The 14,221-nt window shown below is 64.4% G+C and carries 14 protein-coding genes; 2 read left to right on the plus strand and 12 right to left on the minus strand.

The window, feature by feature from the left end:
* Nucleotides 1-133 precede the first annotated feature (133 nt).
* The 9 genes from RAD10_RS38220 to RAD10_RS38260 all read right to left on the minus strand — a co-directional run bounded on the left by RAD10_RS38220 (nt 134) and on the right by RAD10_RS38260 (nt 9,208).
* Nucleotides 134-658, minus strand: coding sequence for a GNAT family N-acetyltransferase (locus RAD10_RS38220; protein WP_461621500.1), 525 nt, complete (start codon nt 656-658; stop codon nt 134-136).
* A gap of 50 nt (nt 659-708) precedes the next feature.
* Nucleotides 709-984, minus strand: a complete 276-nt coding sequence (locus tag RAD10_RS38225) for a DUF1127 domain-containing protein (RefSeq protein WP_091959018.1) — start codon at nt 982-984, stop codon at nt 709-711.
* Nucleotides 985-1,192: 208 nt separating this feature from the next.
* Nucleotides 1,193-1,414, minus strand: a complete 222-nt coding sequence (locus tag RAD10_RS38230) for a hypothetical protein (RefSeq protein WP_461621501.1) — start codon at nt 1,412-1,414, stop codon at nt 1,193-1,195.
* Nucleotides 1,415-1,975: 561 nt separating this feature from the next.
* Complete coding sequence (locus tag RAD10_RS38235; RefSeq protein ID WP_461621513.1) at nt 1,976-2,431, minus strand: DoxX family protein; 456 nt, start codon at nt 2,429-2,431, stop codon at nt 1,976-1,978.
* Nucleotides 2,432-2,657: 226 nt separating this feature from the next.
* Complete coding sequence (gene murJ / locus RAD10_RS38240) at nt 2,658-4,184, minus strand: murein biosynthesis integral membrane protein MurJ (protein ID WP_461621502.1); 1,527 nt, start codon at nt 4,182-4,184, stop codon at nt 2,658-2,660.
* 229 nt (nt 4,185-4,413) lie between these two features.
* Entirely contained in the window at nt 4,414-5,601 is a 1,188-nt protein-coding gene (locus RAD10_RS38245; protein ID WP_461621503.1) for a DegT/DnrJ/EryC1/StrS family aminotransferase, read from the minus strand.
* Nucleotides 5,602-5,612: 11 nt separating this feature from the next.
* Nucleotides 5,613-6,617, minus strand: coding sequence for a Gfo/Idh/MocA family oxidoreductase (locus tag RAD10_RS38250; RefSeq protein ID WP_461621504.1), 1,005 nt, complete (start codon nt 6,615-6,617; stop codon nt 5,613-5,615).
* A gap of 181 nt (nt 6,618-6,798) precedes the next feature.
* Nucleotides 6,799-8,211: a mannose-1-phosphate guanylyltransferase/mannose-6-phosphate isomerase gene (locus tag RAD10_RS38255; protein ID WP_461621505.1), complete on the minus strand. Its 1,413-nt coding sequence runs from the start codon at nt 8,209-8,211 to the stop codon at nt 6,799-6,801.
* 7 nt (nt 8,212-8,218) lie between these two features.
* Nucleotides 8,219-9,208 carry an NAD-dependent epimerase gene (locus tag RAD10_RS38260; protein WP_461621506.1) on the minus strand — a complete coding sequence of 330 codons (990 nt, stop codon included), beginning with the start codon at nt 9,206-9,208 and terminating at the stop codon, nt 8,219-8,221.
* 237 nt (nt 9,209-9,445) lie between these two features.
* On the opposite strand from RAD10_RS38260, the gene RAD10_RS38265 reads away from it, so the two are divergent.
* Both RAD10_RS38265 and RAD10_RS38270 read left to right on the plus strand, forming a co-directional pair.
* Complete coding sequence (locus tag RAD10_RS38265; protein ID WP_104465244.1) at nt 9,446-10,405, plus strand: lysylphosphatidylglycerol synthase transmembrane domain-containing protein; 960 nt, start codon at nt 9,446-9,448, stop codon at nt 10,403-10,405.
* Nucleotides 10,402-11,436: an MraY family glycosyltransferase gene (locus RAD10_RS38270; protein WP_461621507.1), complete on the plus strand. Its 1,035-nt coding sequence runs from the start codon at nt 10,402-10,404 to the stop codon at nt 11,434-11,436. The genes RAD10_RS38265 and RAD10_RS38270 overlap by 4 nt, the downstream gene beginning before the upstream one ends.
* On the opposite strand, the gene RAD10_RS38275 is transcribed toward RAD10_RS38270, so the two are convergent.
* The 3 genes from RAD10_RS38275 to RAD10_RS38285 all read right to left on the minus strand — a co-directional run.
* Nucleotides 11,424-12,371, minus strand: a complete 948-nt coding sequence (locus tag RAD10_RS38275) for an NAD-dependent epimerase/dehydratase family protein (protein WP_461621508.1) — start codon at nt 12,369-12,371, stop codon at nt 11,424-11,426. The two genes, RAD10_RS38270 and RAD10_RS38275, sit on opposite strands and share 13 nt — an antisense overlap.
* Nucleotides 12,368-13,588, minus strand: coding sequence for a glycosyltransferase family 4 protein (locus tag RAD10_RS38280; protein WP_461621509.1), 1,221 nt, complete (start codon nt 13,586-13,588; stop codon nt 12,368-12,370). Before RAD10_RS38280 ends, RAD10_RS38275 begins: the two co-directional genes overlap by 4 nt.
* A gap of 2 nt (nt 13,589-13,590) precedes the next feature.
* Nucleotides 13,591-14,221: polysaccharide biosynthesis protein (locus RAD10_RS38285; RefSeq protein ID WP_461621510.1), on the minus strand; the 631-nt coding region annotated here is incomplete at its 5' end.

A 14,221-nucleotide genomic window follows, 5' to 3' on the forward strand; every position in this document is an offset into this window, starting at 1 on the left:
TTGCCGGCATATTGCCGTGGAAAAACTGGCAAGGCAAACGGGTTTAGGCGGGCCGTTCCCCATAGGGCCGATGATTCGAAGCCACCCCCGACGGTTCTGGCGTGACCAGCCCGGACAGCCGTGGGAAACGGCGTTAGCGGCTGAATTTCCTGACCATAAAGTACTTGTCGTAGGTGGCCTCTCCTATGCGGACGGCAGCGGGATCGGTACCGTAGATTTCAAAGCCGTTACGCTTGTAGATGTTGATTGCAGCGGTCGATTCGAACAGGACGGCGAGATGCACCTGCTCGACGCGTGCCTCGGCATGGGCAAGAAGCTCCTTGATGAGCCGATCTCCGACCCCTTTACCTCGGCCCTCCTCCCTCACGTAAACCGTAAAGATGTTGCCCCTGTGCTGCGATCGCCAATCTGGCGATACATAGAAGCCCGCGACGCCCATCAAGCTCCCGCATCGAAATGCGCCGAAGATCATTCCATCCAGCCAACGGCGATAAGCCGCCATCATCGGCTCCCCGCCCTCGTCCTCTTCAGGAGAACCAAACGTTTGAGGGTGCATCTGAAGCGCCTCCGCGCGAATGTCGTGAAAAAGATCGAGATCATCGACATTCAATCGTCGGATTTCCACGTCCGCCTGAGCACCGGCAGCATGCGATATCATGATCGCCTCCTCTCCTTGTCGCAGTGAAGAACGGCAGGAATTGTGGTCCGTCACATCCCGCCACGGCCCCACAGAGTCCTCGTGCTGTCTCTCAATCTCTCGATGGCGCGTTCAGGCGCGATGCAATCGATATCGCCGCGCGTCAGACCGATGTCCATCAGCTCCCTGTCACTGAGGTCCTGCAAGGTGACCCCTGCGCGCGGCCGCCACTCCTGAAACGCACGCCAATATCGCCTGAGCAGGCTCAGGACGATGGAAAGGTCGAGGCCACGCCTTGCGGCATCGACCTCAATTTCGGGTGAGATGTTCGTCTGTTGGGGTGGCATCGCACGCTCCTGCTGTTGAGCCGGCAGGGAGCGTGGCCAAACAAAAGGCCCCGTCCGATGCCGGCGGGGCCTGGTGGAAAAGATGTCGTCGTCGAATTCCTAGCGCACGACTCCTTCCACGGCCCAGCCGAAGCGGGTCATGTGGTTGCGGTTGACGATGCGCGAGCATTTAATCATGCGGCGTTGATACCACGGAAACCGCGCGAAATCAAGAGATGTGCGCAGGTCGGCTACAGCCTTGAGGCGAGCACTCTGCGGCGGCACGATGCGAGCCGCCGACGACGAGCAGGACGAGCGTCAACTCGTCGTGGAAATGCATCGAGGCGAGCGATGAAGCGCTGAAGCGCGCAATCAGCCAGAACGCTGCGAGGAGGATGATCCCGGTCAGCAGGAATTTGCCGAGCAACATCAGCCAGGCACGGTCAAGCACGAGAAAGCCGCGCCGCGCGGCAAAGAAGAGCACCAGCAGCAGAATGGTTTAGCTTCCCGGCGTACACTCAGACGCCGTGCTTGGGCGATTGTCATGGCGAGCTAACGGTTCTTCCGAGTGTTTCAGCATGTTGCCACTTTTAGGAGGACTTGTCGCATGGGTTCAGATCGGCAACACTGCTCGGATTTCCAGTAATTGCTTTAATGGGTGTCCTCATGCCCGAAACATTGGAAGCCCTGTTGTGGTGTGCCGCGCTCGCGACGTGGCTGATGCTTTCCTTCAGGATAATAAGCGAGCACCTGAAGCCGCTCTCGAATCTCGTCAGCCATCTGCTCGAGGTTGCTTTCAGGCACAAAACGAAGTGACGCAGTAACGGCCGCAAAGGCACGGCTTGGCAGCTGCCGAGCTGGCAGAGCCGCGCCTCGCGTTAATGGCGTCAAGACGAACGACCAAACGGCACATCGTGCGGCTGCAACCTCTCGCAACTCTGCTGGGGCAGACGATGCTCGCTCGAAGGAAGTTATTGGCTATCAAGCTGAGCGGCTGAAACGAACAACGCTGCTAGCGTGCCAGCCTCCGATCGAGGGAGAACCGGCCCCCTCCGGTGACCAGGATCAACAGAGCGCCTCCTGATATCGAGATGTTCTTCAGGAAATTATTGTACTGCCCGAACTGTTGCGGACCGGCGGGATATTCCCAGTAACGATGCGCGATTGCAGTAGCCGACAATACAAATAGAAAAATCAAAATTGCGCAGTAGCGCGTACCAATGCCGAGTATCAAACCAACCGATATCAGTATTTCCAGGATGACGGTGGTCGTCGTGAACAGCTGCGGCACGGGAAGGTTGAGCGACCGAAAATAACCCACTGAGCCACTGAAGTTGGCAAGTGCGCCATACGCGCTTCCAACAAACACCCATGCAAGCAGGATGCGGCCGATCAGGATCAGCAGGTCGGCATTGCTGGTGGCGAACTGGTCGATCCGAGATGTGGACCAGGGAGAGCGAAATGACATGGTCACTGCCTCATCGCGTTGCTACCTGAGGACGGCACCTGAATATCGAGATCGTATCACGATTGGCGAACCCCATGAAGGCCGCCCGGCGGGGCATGACGCGCTGTAGACCCCTGGTGCCTCCGAGGCCCAACAAACGGTCCATCTGCTCACGGCGTTGGCCGCGTTCAAAGCGATTCTTCGGCGCGGTGACGGCGGGGTAGGAGTGTTGGCTTTCGGCACACGCCTAGCCGCGCACCAGCGAAACCAGCCAGCTGCGGCCGAACAGGATGAGGATCGTGAGCACATAGACGATTGTGCCGCCGACGGCGAGCAGGACGAGCGTCAACTCGTCGTGGAAGCGCATCGAGGCCAGAGCTGAAGCGCTGAAGTGCGCGATCAGCCAGAACGCTGCGGCGAGGATCAAGCCGGTCAGCAGGAATTTGGCCAGCGACATCAGCCAGGCGCGGTCCAGCACGAGAAAGCCGCGCCGCACGGCGAAGAACAGCACCAGCAACAGATTGGTCCAGACGCCGACGGCGGTTGCGAGCGCAAGTCCGATCTGGGCCAGCGATCCCATCAAGGCGACCTTCAGCGCGACGTTGACGGCGATGCCGGTCAGCGATGCCCGCACCGGCGTCGCTGTATCCTTGCGGGCATAGAAGGTCGCAACCGCGCTGCGGATCAGCACGAACGGGATCAGGCCGATGGCGTAGGCCGCGAGCGTGCCGCCCGCGGCGACAGCGTCGGCCTTGGAGAAGGCGCCGCGTGCGAACAGCGCGCGCATGATCTCGTCGGGCACGGTGAGGAAGGCCGCAACGAACGGGATCGAGAACAGCAGCGTGAAATCGAAAGCGCGGCGCTGCGCCTTCATCGCACCGTCATGGTCATTGGCGGTGATCCGGCGCGACATCTCCGGCAGCAGCACGGTGCCGATGGCGATGCCGATCACGCCGATCGGGAGCTGGTTGAGCCGGTCGGCATAATAGAGCGCCGACAGCGCGCCGGCAGGCAGGAAGGTCGCGATGATGGTGTCGGCGAACAGCGCGACCTGCGTGCCCATCGAGCCCAGCGTCGCGGGGCCGAGTGCCTTGAAGAAACCGCGGACGTCTTCGTCGAGCTTCAGCGGCGCAAAGCGCGGCAGGCCGCCGTGACGGGCGAGATCGCCGGCCAGCAGGAAATATTGCAGGAAACCGGAGATCAGGACGCCCCAGGCAGCCGCATGGCCCGCGCTCGGAAACCAGACGGCGACCGCCAGCGTCATCATCATCGAAACGTTGAGGAAGATCGAGGCGGCCGCGGCGCTGGCAAAGCGCTGCATCACGTTGAGCATGCCGCCATAGAGCGTCACCAGCGTGATCAAGAGCAGATAGGGAAAGGTGATCCGGGTCAGCTCGATCGCGAGCTTGCGCTGCTCGGCGTCGTCACTGAAGCCCGGTGCGAGGATGCGCATGGCCTGCGGCATGAACAGCCAGGCGACGATGAGCAGCACCACCTGCGAGGCCAGCAGCAGCGTGAAGATGCGGTCGGCGAAAAGCTTTGCCGCCCCCTCCCCCTTCTCGCCATGGACATGGGCATAGGCCGGGACCCAGGCGGCGTTGAAGGCGCCCTCGGCGAAGATCGCGCGGAAATGATTGGGCAGCCGCAGCGCCACGAAAAAGGCGTCGGCCACGGGGCCGGCGCCGAGGATCGCCGCGAGCATGATGTCGCGGGCAAACCCCGTCAGCCGCGAGAGCAGCGTGTATCCGCCGACCGTGAAGATGCGTCCGAGCATGTGGACTGTTCTAGAGCATGCCGGGATTAGGTCTAGGTGCAAACCACGGCGAAGGTTCGCCCCCTCCCCTGCCTGCGGGGGACGGTTGGGGAGAGGGTGTCTCGACGACGAAGACTCCCCCAGAGGAGAGAGCCCTCACCCGCGCCGGAGCCTGTCAGCGGGCGCGCCTTCGGCGCGACCCGGTGGGCGCAACCTCTCCCGCAAGCGGGAGAGGCGGACAGCCGCGAAATCAGCCCGCAATCGCGCCGCGGACGGCGGCGATGATTCGCTCCTGGTCGGCTTCGGTCAGATAGGCGTGCATCGGCAGGCTGATGACATCCTGCGACAGGCTCTCGCAACCGGGCAGGCCGCCCTCGGCGACCGGATATTGCTTGTAGGCGGTCTGATGATGCATCGACTTGCCGTAATAGATCGCGGTCGGCACGCCCTGGGCTTTCAGCGCGGCAGCGAAGCCGTCGCGGTCGGTGCCCTCAGGGAGGCGGATGGTGTACTGCGCCCAGACCGAGGTATTGCCGGGGCTGAGGCGCGGCACGGTGACCACGTTGGACAGGCCGCGCGCGTAGCGCTCCGCGACCTTGTTGCGGGCTGCGATCTCGTCGTCGAAGATCTTCAGCTTCTCGATCAGGATCGCGGCCTGCATGGTGTCGAGCCGGCCGGTGAGGCCGAGGCGGACGTTGTCGTATTTGTCGACGCCCTGCCCGTGCACGCGGATGCTGCGCAAGGTGGCCGCGAGCTCGTCGTCATCGGTGAAGATCGCGCCGCCGTCGCCGAAGCAGCCGAGCGGCTTTGCGGGGAAGAAGCTGGTCGTAGTGGCGAGCCCGAAGGTGCCGAGCTTGCGGCCCTTGTAGCTTGCGCCAAAACCTTGCGCGGCGTCATCGATCACGAACAGGCCTTCGGCCCTGGCGATCTCGGCGATGGCATCGTGGTCGGCGGGCTGGCCGAACAGATCGACCGGAATGACCGCAACCGGCCTCAGGCCGGCCTTGCGGGCGGTCGCGATACCGCGCTTCAGGGACTCCGGGCTCATGTTGAAGGTCGTCTCGTCGACATCGACGTAGACAGGGGTCGCGCCCATCCGTGCCGCCGGCGACGCGGTCGCGATGAAGGTGAACGACGGACACAGCACGGCATCGCCGGGCCCGACGTTCTTTGCCATCAGCACCATGAGAAGCGCGTCGGTGCCGCTGGCGCAGCCGATCACATGCTTGGCACCGCTATAGGCCGCGAGTTGCTTCTCGAGCTCGGTGACTTCAGGGCCATTGACGAATTGGCAGTGGTCGAGAACGCGCTTGACCGCGGCATCGAGCGAAGCGCCGAGCCGGCGGCGCTGCGAGGCGACGTCGATGAAGGGAATGGGTTCGGAACGCAGATGCTGGTTCATGACCTGGCTCTTGGCGCCTTCTTGAATGGTCGACATGGATGAAGGGTTCAGCCGGCGACGCGGCGCGGGCCCTTGAGGGCGGGCGATTTGGCCGCGGGCCGCGACGGCGTCTCCAGGCACTGCGTCGCGATCTCGAGGCTGGCGACGCCTTCGTCGCCGGTGACCGCCGGCGTCTCGCCGTTGCGCACCGCCTTGAGGAACGCGATCAGCTCGGCGCGGAGCGGCTCGTCATGTCCGACCGGCAGATGCCGCATCGAATAGCTGCCGTCAGGCTTGAAGCCGAAGCACTCGGTGACCTGGCGCGTGAGCAGATCGCCCATCACGTATTTGCCGCGGGTCGCGACCGTGACGCTGCGCGCCTTGAACGGCGTCAGCCAGTTGGTGTTGATGTGGGCGAGCACGCCGTTGGCGGTGCGGAACTGCAGCAGCGCGATGTCCTCGCGCTCGGCGACCGCGCTCGACAATTGCGGCTGCACCTCGACGATGTCGGATTCGGTGAACCAGCGGATCAGATCGATGTCGTGCACGGCGAGGTCGATGACGACGCCGACATTCGACATGCGCGGCGGGAACGGGCCGACGCGGGTGATCGCGATGGAGAGAATATCCTCGCCCGCGATCGCCTGCTTGACGGCGGCAACCGCCGGATTGAAGCGCTCGACATGGCCGACCATCAGCGTGACGCCGGCCTTTTGCGCGGCGGCGACGATCTCGCGGCCCTCCTCCACCGTGGATGCGATCGGCTTCTCGACCAGAACATGAATGTTCTTGGCGATGCAGGCGAGCGCGACCTCGTGATGCAGATGGGTGGGAGCTGCGATGGTGACGGCGTCGATTCCTTCGGCGAAGAGCTGGTCGAGGGTCTCGAAGCTTGCGCAATTGGCAAGTTCCGTCGCGCGTGCGCGATGTGCCGGCGAAGGATCGACGACGCCGACGAGGCTGACGCCGGGAAGACCCGCAAGCACGCGCGCGTGGTTGCTCCCCATCACGCCAGCGCCAATGACGCCAACGCGCAAGCCGGCCTTTGCCGGTGCAGACCCTTTGGAACTCATCTGAGTAAACCCCGATTCAACGCAAATCCCCGGCGCGCTTCTAGCACGGACGCCACATTTGTGGCGAATGCCGCCTTGGCGGCCCGGACACGATTTGATTCAAAAAGTTACACGTTCCCCGGGCCTTAAGCCGAAAAGTATGGATTCTTTGGCCCGGGTCGCGTGATTCGGAGTTTGCTGGTTACGACCTTTGATAGTCGTCTTCAATCCGGATGATGTCGTCTTCCCCGAGATAGCTTCCAGTCTGGACCTCGATCAGTTCCAGCATGATTTTACCGGGGTTCTCCATCCGGTGCACGGCGCCCATCGGGATGTAGATCGACTCGTTCTCGTGCACGGTCTTCACGGCCTCGTTGACGGTGACGCGTGCGGCGCCGCGGACCACGATCCAGTGCTCGGCGCGATGATGGTGCTTCTGCAGCGACAGCCGCCCGCCCGGCTTCACCACGATGCGCTTGACCTGGTGGCGCTCGCCATTGTCGACCGACTGATAGCTGCCCCAGGGCCGGTGCACCTTGAGATGCTCCTCGGTGACCTTCGGCGCGACCGCCTTCAGCTTCGTGACGAGACGCTTCAGGCCGTTGGCATCCTTCTGGCGCGAGACCAGCACCGCATCCGCGGTCGCGACCACGACGAGATCATCGACGCCTTCGAGCGCGACCAGCGCGGAATCGGTGGTGACGTTGCAGTTGCGGGAATCCTCGAACACCGCGCTGCCGTGCGACGCATTGCCTTGCGCGTCCTTGTCGGAGAGCTCCCACACCGCGTGCCAGGAGCCGACGTCGGACCAGCCGCACGACACCGGCACGACCGCTGCGCGCGAGGTCTTCTCCATCACGGCATAGTCGATCGAGATCGCCTTGGCCGCGCCGAACGCCTCGGGCTCCAGCGTGACGAAGCCGAGATCGCGGCCGGCATTGTTGACCGCGTTGGTGACGGCCTCGACGCTTCCTGCATCGACCCTGCGATATTCGTCGAGCAGCACGCTGGCTGGGAACATGAAGTTGCCGCTGTTCCAGAGATAGCCCGAATTGACGTAGTCGGATGCCTTCACCGCGTCCGGCTTCTCCACGAAGCGCGCGACCGCATGCACCTCGCCGGAGATCACCTCGCCCGGGTTGATATAGCCGTATTCGGTCGCCGGCCGCTCCGGCTTGACGCCGAAGGTGACGATGCGCCCGGTGCTCGCGGCGTTACGGCCCTCGCGGCAGGCGGCAACGAAAGCGGCATTGTCCTGCACGACGTGGTCGGCGGCGAGCGCGAGCACGATGGCTTCACTGGCGCGGTTCTGCGCGAACACGGCGCCGGCCGCGATCGCGGGACCGGAATCGCGACGCATCGGCTCGAGGATCACGTCGGCCTCGATGCCGATCTCGGCGAGCTGCTCCAGCACCATGAAGCGATAGGACGCATTGGTGATGACGATCGGCCGGTCGAACAAGGAGGGATCGGAGACGCGCAGCAGCGTGTCCTGGAAGGTCGAGCGCGTGCCGAACAGCGGCAGGAACTGTTTTGGCCGCACCTCGCGCGAAGCCGGCCACAGCCGCGTGCCGGCGCCGCCGCACATGATCAGGGGGATAATGCGTTTGTCCATCGTCATCTCAAACCTTGAAGTAGTCCCGATACCAGGTGACAAAATTATGGACCCCATGCTCGATCGGCGTTGACGGTGCAAAGCCGGTGTCGCGCATCAGGTCCTCGACATCCGCGAACGTTTCCAGCACATCTCCCGGCTGCATCGGCAGCAATTCTTTGATCGCCGTCCGGCCCAGCTCCCGCTCCAGAAGCCCGACGACGTGCATCAGTTCCTCCGGATGGTGATTGCCGACATTGTAGAGCTTAAACGGCGCATTTGCGGCAGCCGGATCGTCCGCAGGCACAAGATCGATCAGCTTGGATACTACACGTGTGACATCATCAACATAGGTGAAGTCGCGACGCATTCGGCCATGGTTAAACAGCCGGATCGGCTTGCCCGCCATGATGGCGTTTACGAACAGAAACATGGCCATGTCGGGCCGTCCCCATGGCCCGTAAATGGTAAAGAAGCGAAGGCCCGTGACCGGCAGGCGATAGAGATGGCTGTAGGACTGCGCCATCACCTCGTTCGCCTTCTTGGTCGCGGCGTAGAAGCTCACGGGATGGTCGGTCCGGTCCGCAACCGCAAATGGCAATTTTGTGTTGGCGCCGTAAACGGAGGATGACGAGGCGTAAACGAGATGACGACAGCCGCTGTTGCGGCAGCCCTCGAGCACGTTGAGAAAGCCCATCAAGTTGGAATCGGCGTAGGCGTGCGGCTGCTCGATCGAGTAGCGCACGCCGGCCTGCGCCGCGAGATGCACGACCTCCGTAAAACGATGTTGCGCAAACAACGCCGCCATCGTCTCGCGGTCGGCAAGATCGGCCTCGACGAAGGAGAAGCGGGGGTCACTCTGCAACAGCGCCAGGCGCGCCCGCTTCAGTGCCGGATCGTAATAGCTGTTGAGATTGTCGAGCCCGACGACGGTGCGGCCTTCGCCCAGGAGCTGCCGGGCGACGTGAAAGCCGATGAAGCCGGCGGCCCCGGTGACCAAAATCGCCTGATCCGTCATCCTGTTCCCTGGGGATCCCTAGCCCGATCCTGTTTAGCCGTCACCTCAAGGTGATCGCAATAGGCCCGCTGCGGCTCATGCGCTCCATAATGCCCCTCCACGAGGGGCTCACGAGAGCCCACGAGGGGTTCACGAGAGCTATTGCAAGATCGGCGCCAAAACCATACCAAAGCGGCCGAATTCGGCGCTCGCGTCGGGTTGCCTCAAATCTTCGCAAACCCTGTTCATGCGGGCGAGATGCGCCGAATCCTGCTGTCGACGGCCAAAATCCTGATTTCCGCGGCGCTGCTCTATCTGGCGCTGCGCAAGGTCGATCTGTCCGAATTGTTTTCGCGCTTCACCGTGACCAGCCTGTTCTGGATCGGCGCCGCGATCGCGGTCACCTTCCTGCAGATCTTCGTCGGCGTGCTGCGCTGGCGCGAGATCAGCGCGGTCTGCGGCGCGCCGCTCGAGCTCGGCCGCGCCATGCGCTACAACGTGATCGGCTCGTTCTTCAACCAGACCCTGCCGTCGGCGATCGGCGGCGACGCGGTCCGGCTCTGGCTGGTCGCGCGTGCTGGCGCCGGCTGGCGTGCGGCGACCTACTCGATCTTCGTCGACCGCGCGATCGGCTTGATCGCGCTCGCGATTCTCATCGTCGCGAGCCTGCCCTGGAGCTACACCCTCATCACCGATCCGCACGGGCGCTCGGCGCTGCTGCTCATCGATTTCCTGGCGCTCGCCGGCGGCCTCGGCTTCCTGGTTTTCGGCGCGCTGAAATGGCGCTGGCTGAAGACCTGGTGGGCCACGCATCACATTCACGCCTGTGCCGTGATCGCGAACCGCGTGATCTTCAGCCGCAGCCGCGGACCGATCATCGCAATCCTGTCGGTGCTCGTTCACGTGCTCGCCGTCGTCATCGCCTGGTGCGTCGTGCAGTCGATTGCGGCCCCGGTTCGCTTCAGCGACGTCTTCCTGCTGGTGCCGCCCGTGATGCTGATCACGATGATGCCGATCTCGATTGCCGGCTGGGGCGTGCGTGAAGCCACGATGAGCCTGGCGTTCGGCTTCGCCGGCCTGGCCGCCAACGAGGGCGTCAACGTCTCGCTTCTGTTCGGCGCCGTGTCCTTCATCGTCGGCGCGTTCGGCGGCCTGGTCTGGATCCTCAGCGCGGAGAAAGCCGCGCAGGGGTCCGCGCCGATCGGAGTACCGGAGTGACGACCCTCGTCGCGGGTCCGGACCTTGCGGCCGGGCTGGTGCTGTTCGCGCTTGCGCCGGCCGTGCTGGCTGCACTGATCTCCGCCTGCATCACCTGGTGCAGCATGCCGCTGCTGCAGCGTTATGCACTGGCGCGTCCGAACGCACGCTCGTCGCACAAGATACCGACCCCGCAGGGTGCGGGCATCGCGGTTGTCGCGGCCACGCTGCTGGTGGCTGCGTCCTGGACGGCCTGGACGTACGGCGCGATTCCCTTGCCTCTGATCGGCTCCGCCGTCGTGATCGCGATGGTTGGACTTGTCGATGACATCAGGCCCCTGCCCGTGCTGCTCCGCCTCTTGCTGCAGGCGGGAGCCGTGGCCGCCGTCGTTTTCACGACACCGGAGACCGCGCGCATCGTGCCGGCGCTGCCCCTGGCGCTGGAGCGCGGCCTCATCCTGCTCGCCGGCATCTGGTTCGTGAACCTCGTCAATTTCATGGACGGGCTCGACCTGATGACCGTGGCGGAGGTGGTGCCTGTCACGGCCGCGCTCGGATTGCTCGGATGGTATGGCGACCTCTCGCCATCCGCGGCGCTGCTCGCCACGGCGCTGTGCGGGGCCATGCTTGGCTTTGCGCCGTTCAACCGCCCAGCCGCAAAGGTCTTCCTGGGCGATGTCGGCAGCCTGCCGATCGGCCTCTTGCTCGGCTGGTGCCTGCTCGAGCTCGCCTGGCACGGACAGCCCGCTGCGGCACTGCTGCTGCCCGCCTATTATCTTGCGGATTCCACCATCACGCTGTTTCGCCGCATCATCAGGCGCGAACCATTCTGGTCGGCACACCGCACGCACTTCTATCAGCGCGCCACCGACAACGGCTTTAAGGTCAAGCAGGTGATCGGCGAGGTGTTCGCGCTCAATCTCGTGCTGGCATTGCTTGCCATCGTCAGCGTTCGCGCCGGCTCGATGCCGGTCGCGATCGTCACCCTGTTTGCGGGCGCGGTCGCGGTCGCCTTCGTGCTGCGGCGCTTCTCCCGCCCTCAGGCGTCCTGAGCCGACAGCGCCAGCCGCAACCCCTCGTCGAGGGAGACCTGCGGCTGCCAACCGGTCGCGAGCGCCTTGGAGATGTTGAGCTCGAGCGAGCCGATCAGGCTGTCATGCGTATCCTGCCGGCCCATGACATTGAGCAGCGTGCTGAGCAGGCCCGGCGGCACGCCGAACAGCCGCAGGTTCTTGCCGGACGCTTCGGCCAGACGGGTGATGAATTCGGGCGTCGAGACCTGCTCCCTGTCGGCGACGAGGAATATCTCGAAATTGCTGGCGGGATCGGGATGGCCGAGCCGGCGCAGGATGAACGACGACAGGTTCTGCACGGCAAGGAAGGCGCGCTGGTTGCGGATCGCGGCAACGGGCAGCGGCAACCCGAGCTGGACCGCGCGCGTCAGCAGCGCAAAATTGCCCTTGGCGCCCGCGCCATAGACCAGCGGCGGCCGGATCACCGAGATCTTCATGTCGTTGTCGCGCGCCAACGTCCTCAAGCCCGCTTCGGCCGCAGCCTTGGACATGCCGTAGAGGCCGCGCGGCGTCAGGATGTCGCTCTCGCTGAACGGGGCGCGGCCCTCGTTGCTACGGCCGTGCACGAGCACGGTGCTGATGAAGACGAACTGGCGCACGCCGGCCGTCGCCGCACAGCGCGCCAGATGCAGCGTGCCGGCGATGTTGACGTTGCGGTAGAGCTGGACCGCATGCTCCTCGTGTTTGTGGTGCACGCGCGCGGCGAGATGAACGACTGCGTCGACGCCTTCCAGCGCGGCTTGCCAATCGGTCTCGGGACCGATCGTCTCGATCACCACCTCGTCGTCGGCACCTTCCGCGCGACGGACCGCGCGGCGGACCGACCATCCCTCGCGCTGGAGCGCCGGCACGACATGACGGCCGACGAAGCCGCTCGCTCCCGTCACCAGCACGACCGGTTTCTTCTCGCTCATCGTTGCTCCGAAAGGTTCGGGGTGTGCAACAATTCGTCGATCACACCGGCATAGGCGTTCATCGCCGTCGTCCGGTCGAATCGCAATGCCGTCCTCACCGCGCGCTCCGTCATCGCATCGTCGTTGGAACGGGACGCCGCGCGGATCGCCGCGGCGAGCTGGTCCGGGCGGCCCGGCGTCACGACCCAGCCGAGCCCGTTCTCCACCACCGTCAAGGCAGCCTCGGCCTCCGGCTCGGACACCAGCACCACGGGACGGCCGACCGCCAGCAGATTATAGAACCGGCTCGGCACCGACACCCCCGCAACGTCCTTCCTGTATGGAATGATCCAGAGATCGGCGGACGCCAGCAACGCCTCGAGCTCGGCATCCTCGACCCGTCCGACAAACGAGACATTGGGCAGGTTCGCCGCCGCCTGCAACTGCTTCAGCCGTTCGAAGCCGATGCCCCAGCCGGACAGCAGGAAGTGAATGTCGGCCTCGTCCTTCAGAAGCCGCGCCGCCTCGAACACGATCTCCGGATCGTGGGTGAAACCGAGATTGCCCGACAGGCCGACGATGAAGCGCGCGGAAACCGCCTTGCGGAACGGGTTGTCCGAATCGACCGGCCGCGGCGCGGGCACGAGAGTCGCCCAGTTCGGGATGAAGCGGATCTTGTTCCGCGTCATTCCGGCATAGCGCAGCAGCGGCCGCTCCGCGTCGCGGCCGATGGTGATGACGGCATTGAGCGCGCGGAACATCAGGCTGTTGGCGGCGCGCATCGTCCGCGTCACGAACGAGCCCGGTTTCAGCAGGCCCGCCATCACCAGCACGTCGGGAAAGAGGTCGTGCATGATCAGCGCGGAACGTGCGCCCTTGAGCCTGGCTGCCGCCGCCACCGCGTAAGGCAGCATGAACGGCGCGGTGACCGTGAGCACAACGTCGCCTGCCTTAAGCTCGCGCAGCAAGGAAAAGAACGTGCGCGCCGCGAACAGCAGCTCCGAGACCCCGCGCCGCACCAGCGCCGCCTTGCCCGCCATGCGGTTCTTGATTGCGACGACGCGTGGCTTGCCCGGACCGGTCTGCAAGTCCGGCAACGCGCCCGGCCAGCCCGAGAGCACGACCACCTCGTGCTCGTCGGCGAGACGGCAGGCGATCTCGGCCATGATGGCCGCCGTTGTGCTGGTATCCGGCGGATAATGCTGGCTCGCGACGACGATCTTGCCCCGAGGCTGCATGGTCAGGCCGCGGTCGACCCGAATTCGGGCACCGCATCCTTCAGGATGGTCCTGATAGTGGCGCGATCGTCGCGCGCGATCGCCTGCTCCAGCGCCGCGATCCATTTGCGCAGCGTCTGCATCGGCGGCTCGTTCGGCTGCGCGGCCATGATCCCGGCAACGCCGATCTCGCGGGTCGGCTCCTCGGTGGCGAACAGGATCTCGTGCAGGCGTTCGCCCGGCCGCATGCCCGTGAACACGATCTCGATGTCGTAGCCGGGCTGCAGTCCGGAAAGGCGGATCATGCGCTCGGCGAGATCGACGATCTTCACCGGCTGGCCCATGTTGAGCACGTAGACCGAGACGTCGGGACGGTGTGTTCCGAGCGCATGCGTGGCCGCGGTGATGACGAGATCGCAGGCCTCGCGAATGGTCATGAAGTAACGGACCATATCGGGATGCGTCACCGTCACCGGGCCGCCGGCCTCGATCTGGGCCTTGAATTTCGGAACCACCGAGCCGTTCGAAGCCAGCACGTTGCCGAACCGGACCGAGATCAGCCGCATCGGCGGCTTGACGCCGTGCGCCCCGGCTGCGAGGTCGTGATCCAGCGCCTGGCAGTACATCTCCGCAAAGCGCTTGGTCAGGCCGAGC

Source organism: Bradyrhizobium sp. 23AC (assembly GCF_054863025.1).

Bases quoted from the DNA above. Each gene is read 5' to 3' on its own strand.
- RAD10_RS38245 (WP_461621503.1), bottom strand. From the start codon at position 5,601: ATGTCGACCATTCAAGAAGGCGCCAAGAGCCAGGTCATGAACCAGCAT.
- RAD10_RS38260 (WP_461621506.1), bottom strand. From the start codon at position 9,208: ATGACGGATCAGGCGATTTTGGTCACCGGGGCCGCCGGCTTCATCGGC.
- RAD10_RS38235 (WP_461621513.1), bottom strand. From the start codon at position 2,431: ATGTCATTTCGCTCTCCCTGGTCCACATCTCGGATCGACCAGTTCGCC.
- RAD10_RS38250 (WP_461621504.1), bottom strand. From the start codon at position 6,617: ATGAGTTCCAAAGGGTCTGCACCGGCAAAGGCCGGCTTGCGCGTTGGC.
- RAD10_RS38275 (WP_461621508.1), bottom strand. From the start codon at position 12,371: ATGAGCGAGAAGAAACCGGTCGTGCTGGTGACGGGAGCGAGCGGCTTC.
- RAD10_RS38220 (WP_461621500.1), bottom strand. From the start codon at position 658: ATGATATCGCATGCTGCCGGTGCTCAGGCGGACGTGGAAATCCGACGA.
- murJ (WP_461621502.1), bottom strand. From the start codon at position 4,184: ATGCTCGGACGCATCTTCACGGTCGGCGGATACACGCTGCTCTCGCGG.
- RAD10_RS38255 (WP_461621505.1), bottom strand. From the start codon at position 8,211: ATGGACAAACGCATTATCCCCCTGATCATGTGCGGCGGCGCCGGCACG.
- RAD10_RS38225 (WP_091959018.1), bottom strand. From the start codon at position 984: ATGCCACCCCAACAGACGAACATCTCACCCGAAATTGAGGTCGATGCC.
- RAD10_RS38280 (WP_461621509.1), bottom strand. From the start codon at position 13,588: ATGCAGCCTCGGGGCAAGATCGTCGTCGCGAGCCAGCATTATCCGCCG.
- RAD10_RS38265 (WP_104465244.1), top strand. From the start codon at position 9,446: ATGCGCCGAATCCTGCTGTCGACGGCCAAAATCCTGATTTCCGCGGCG.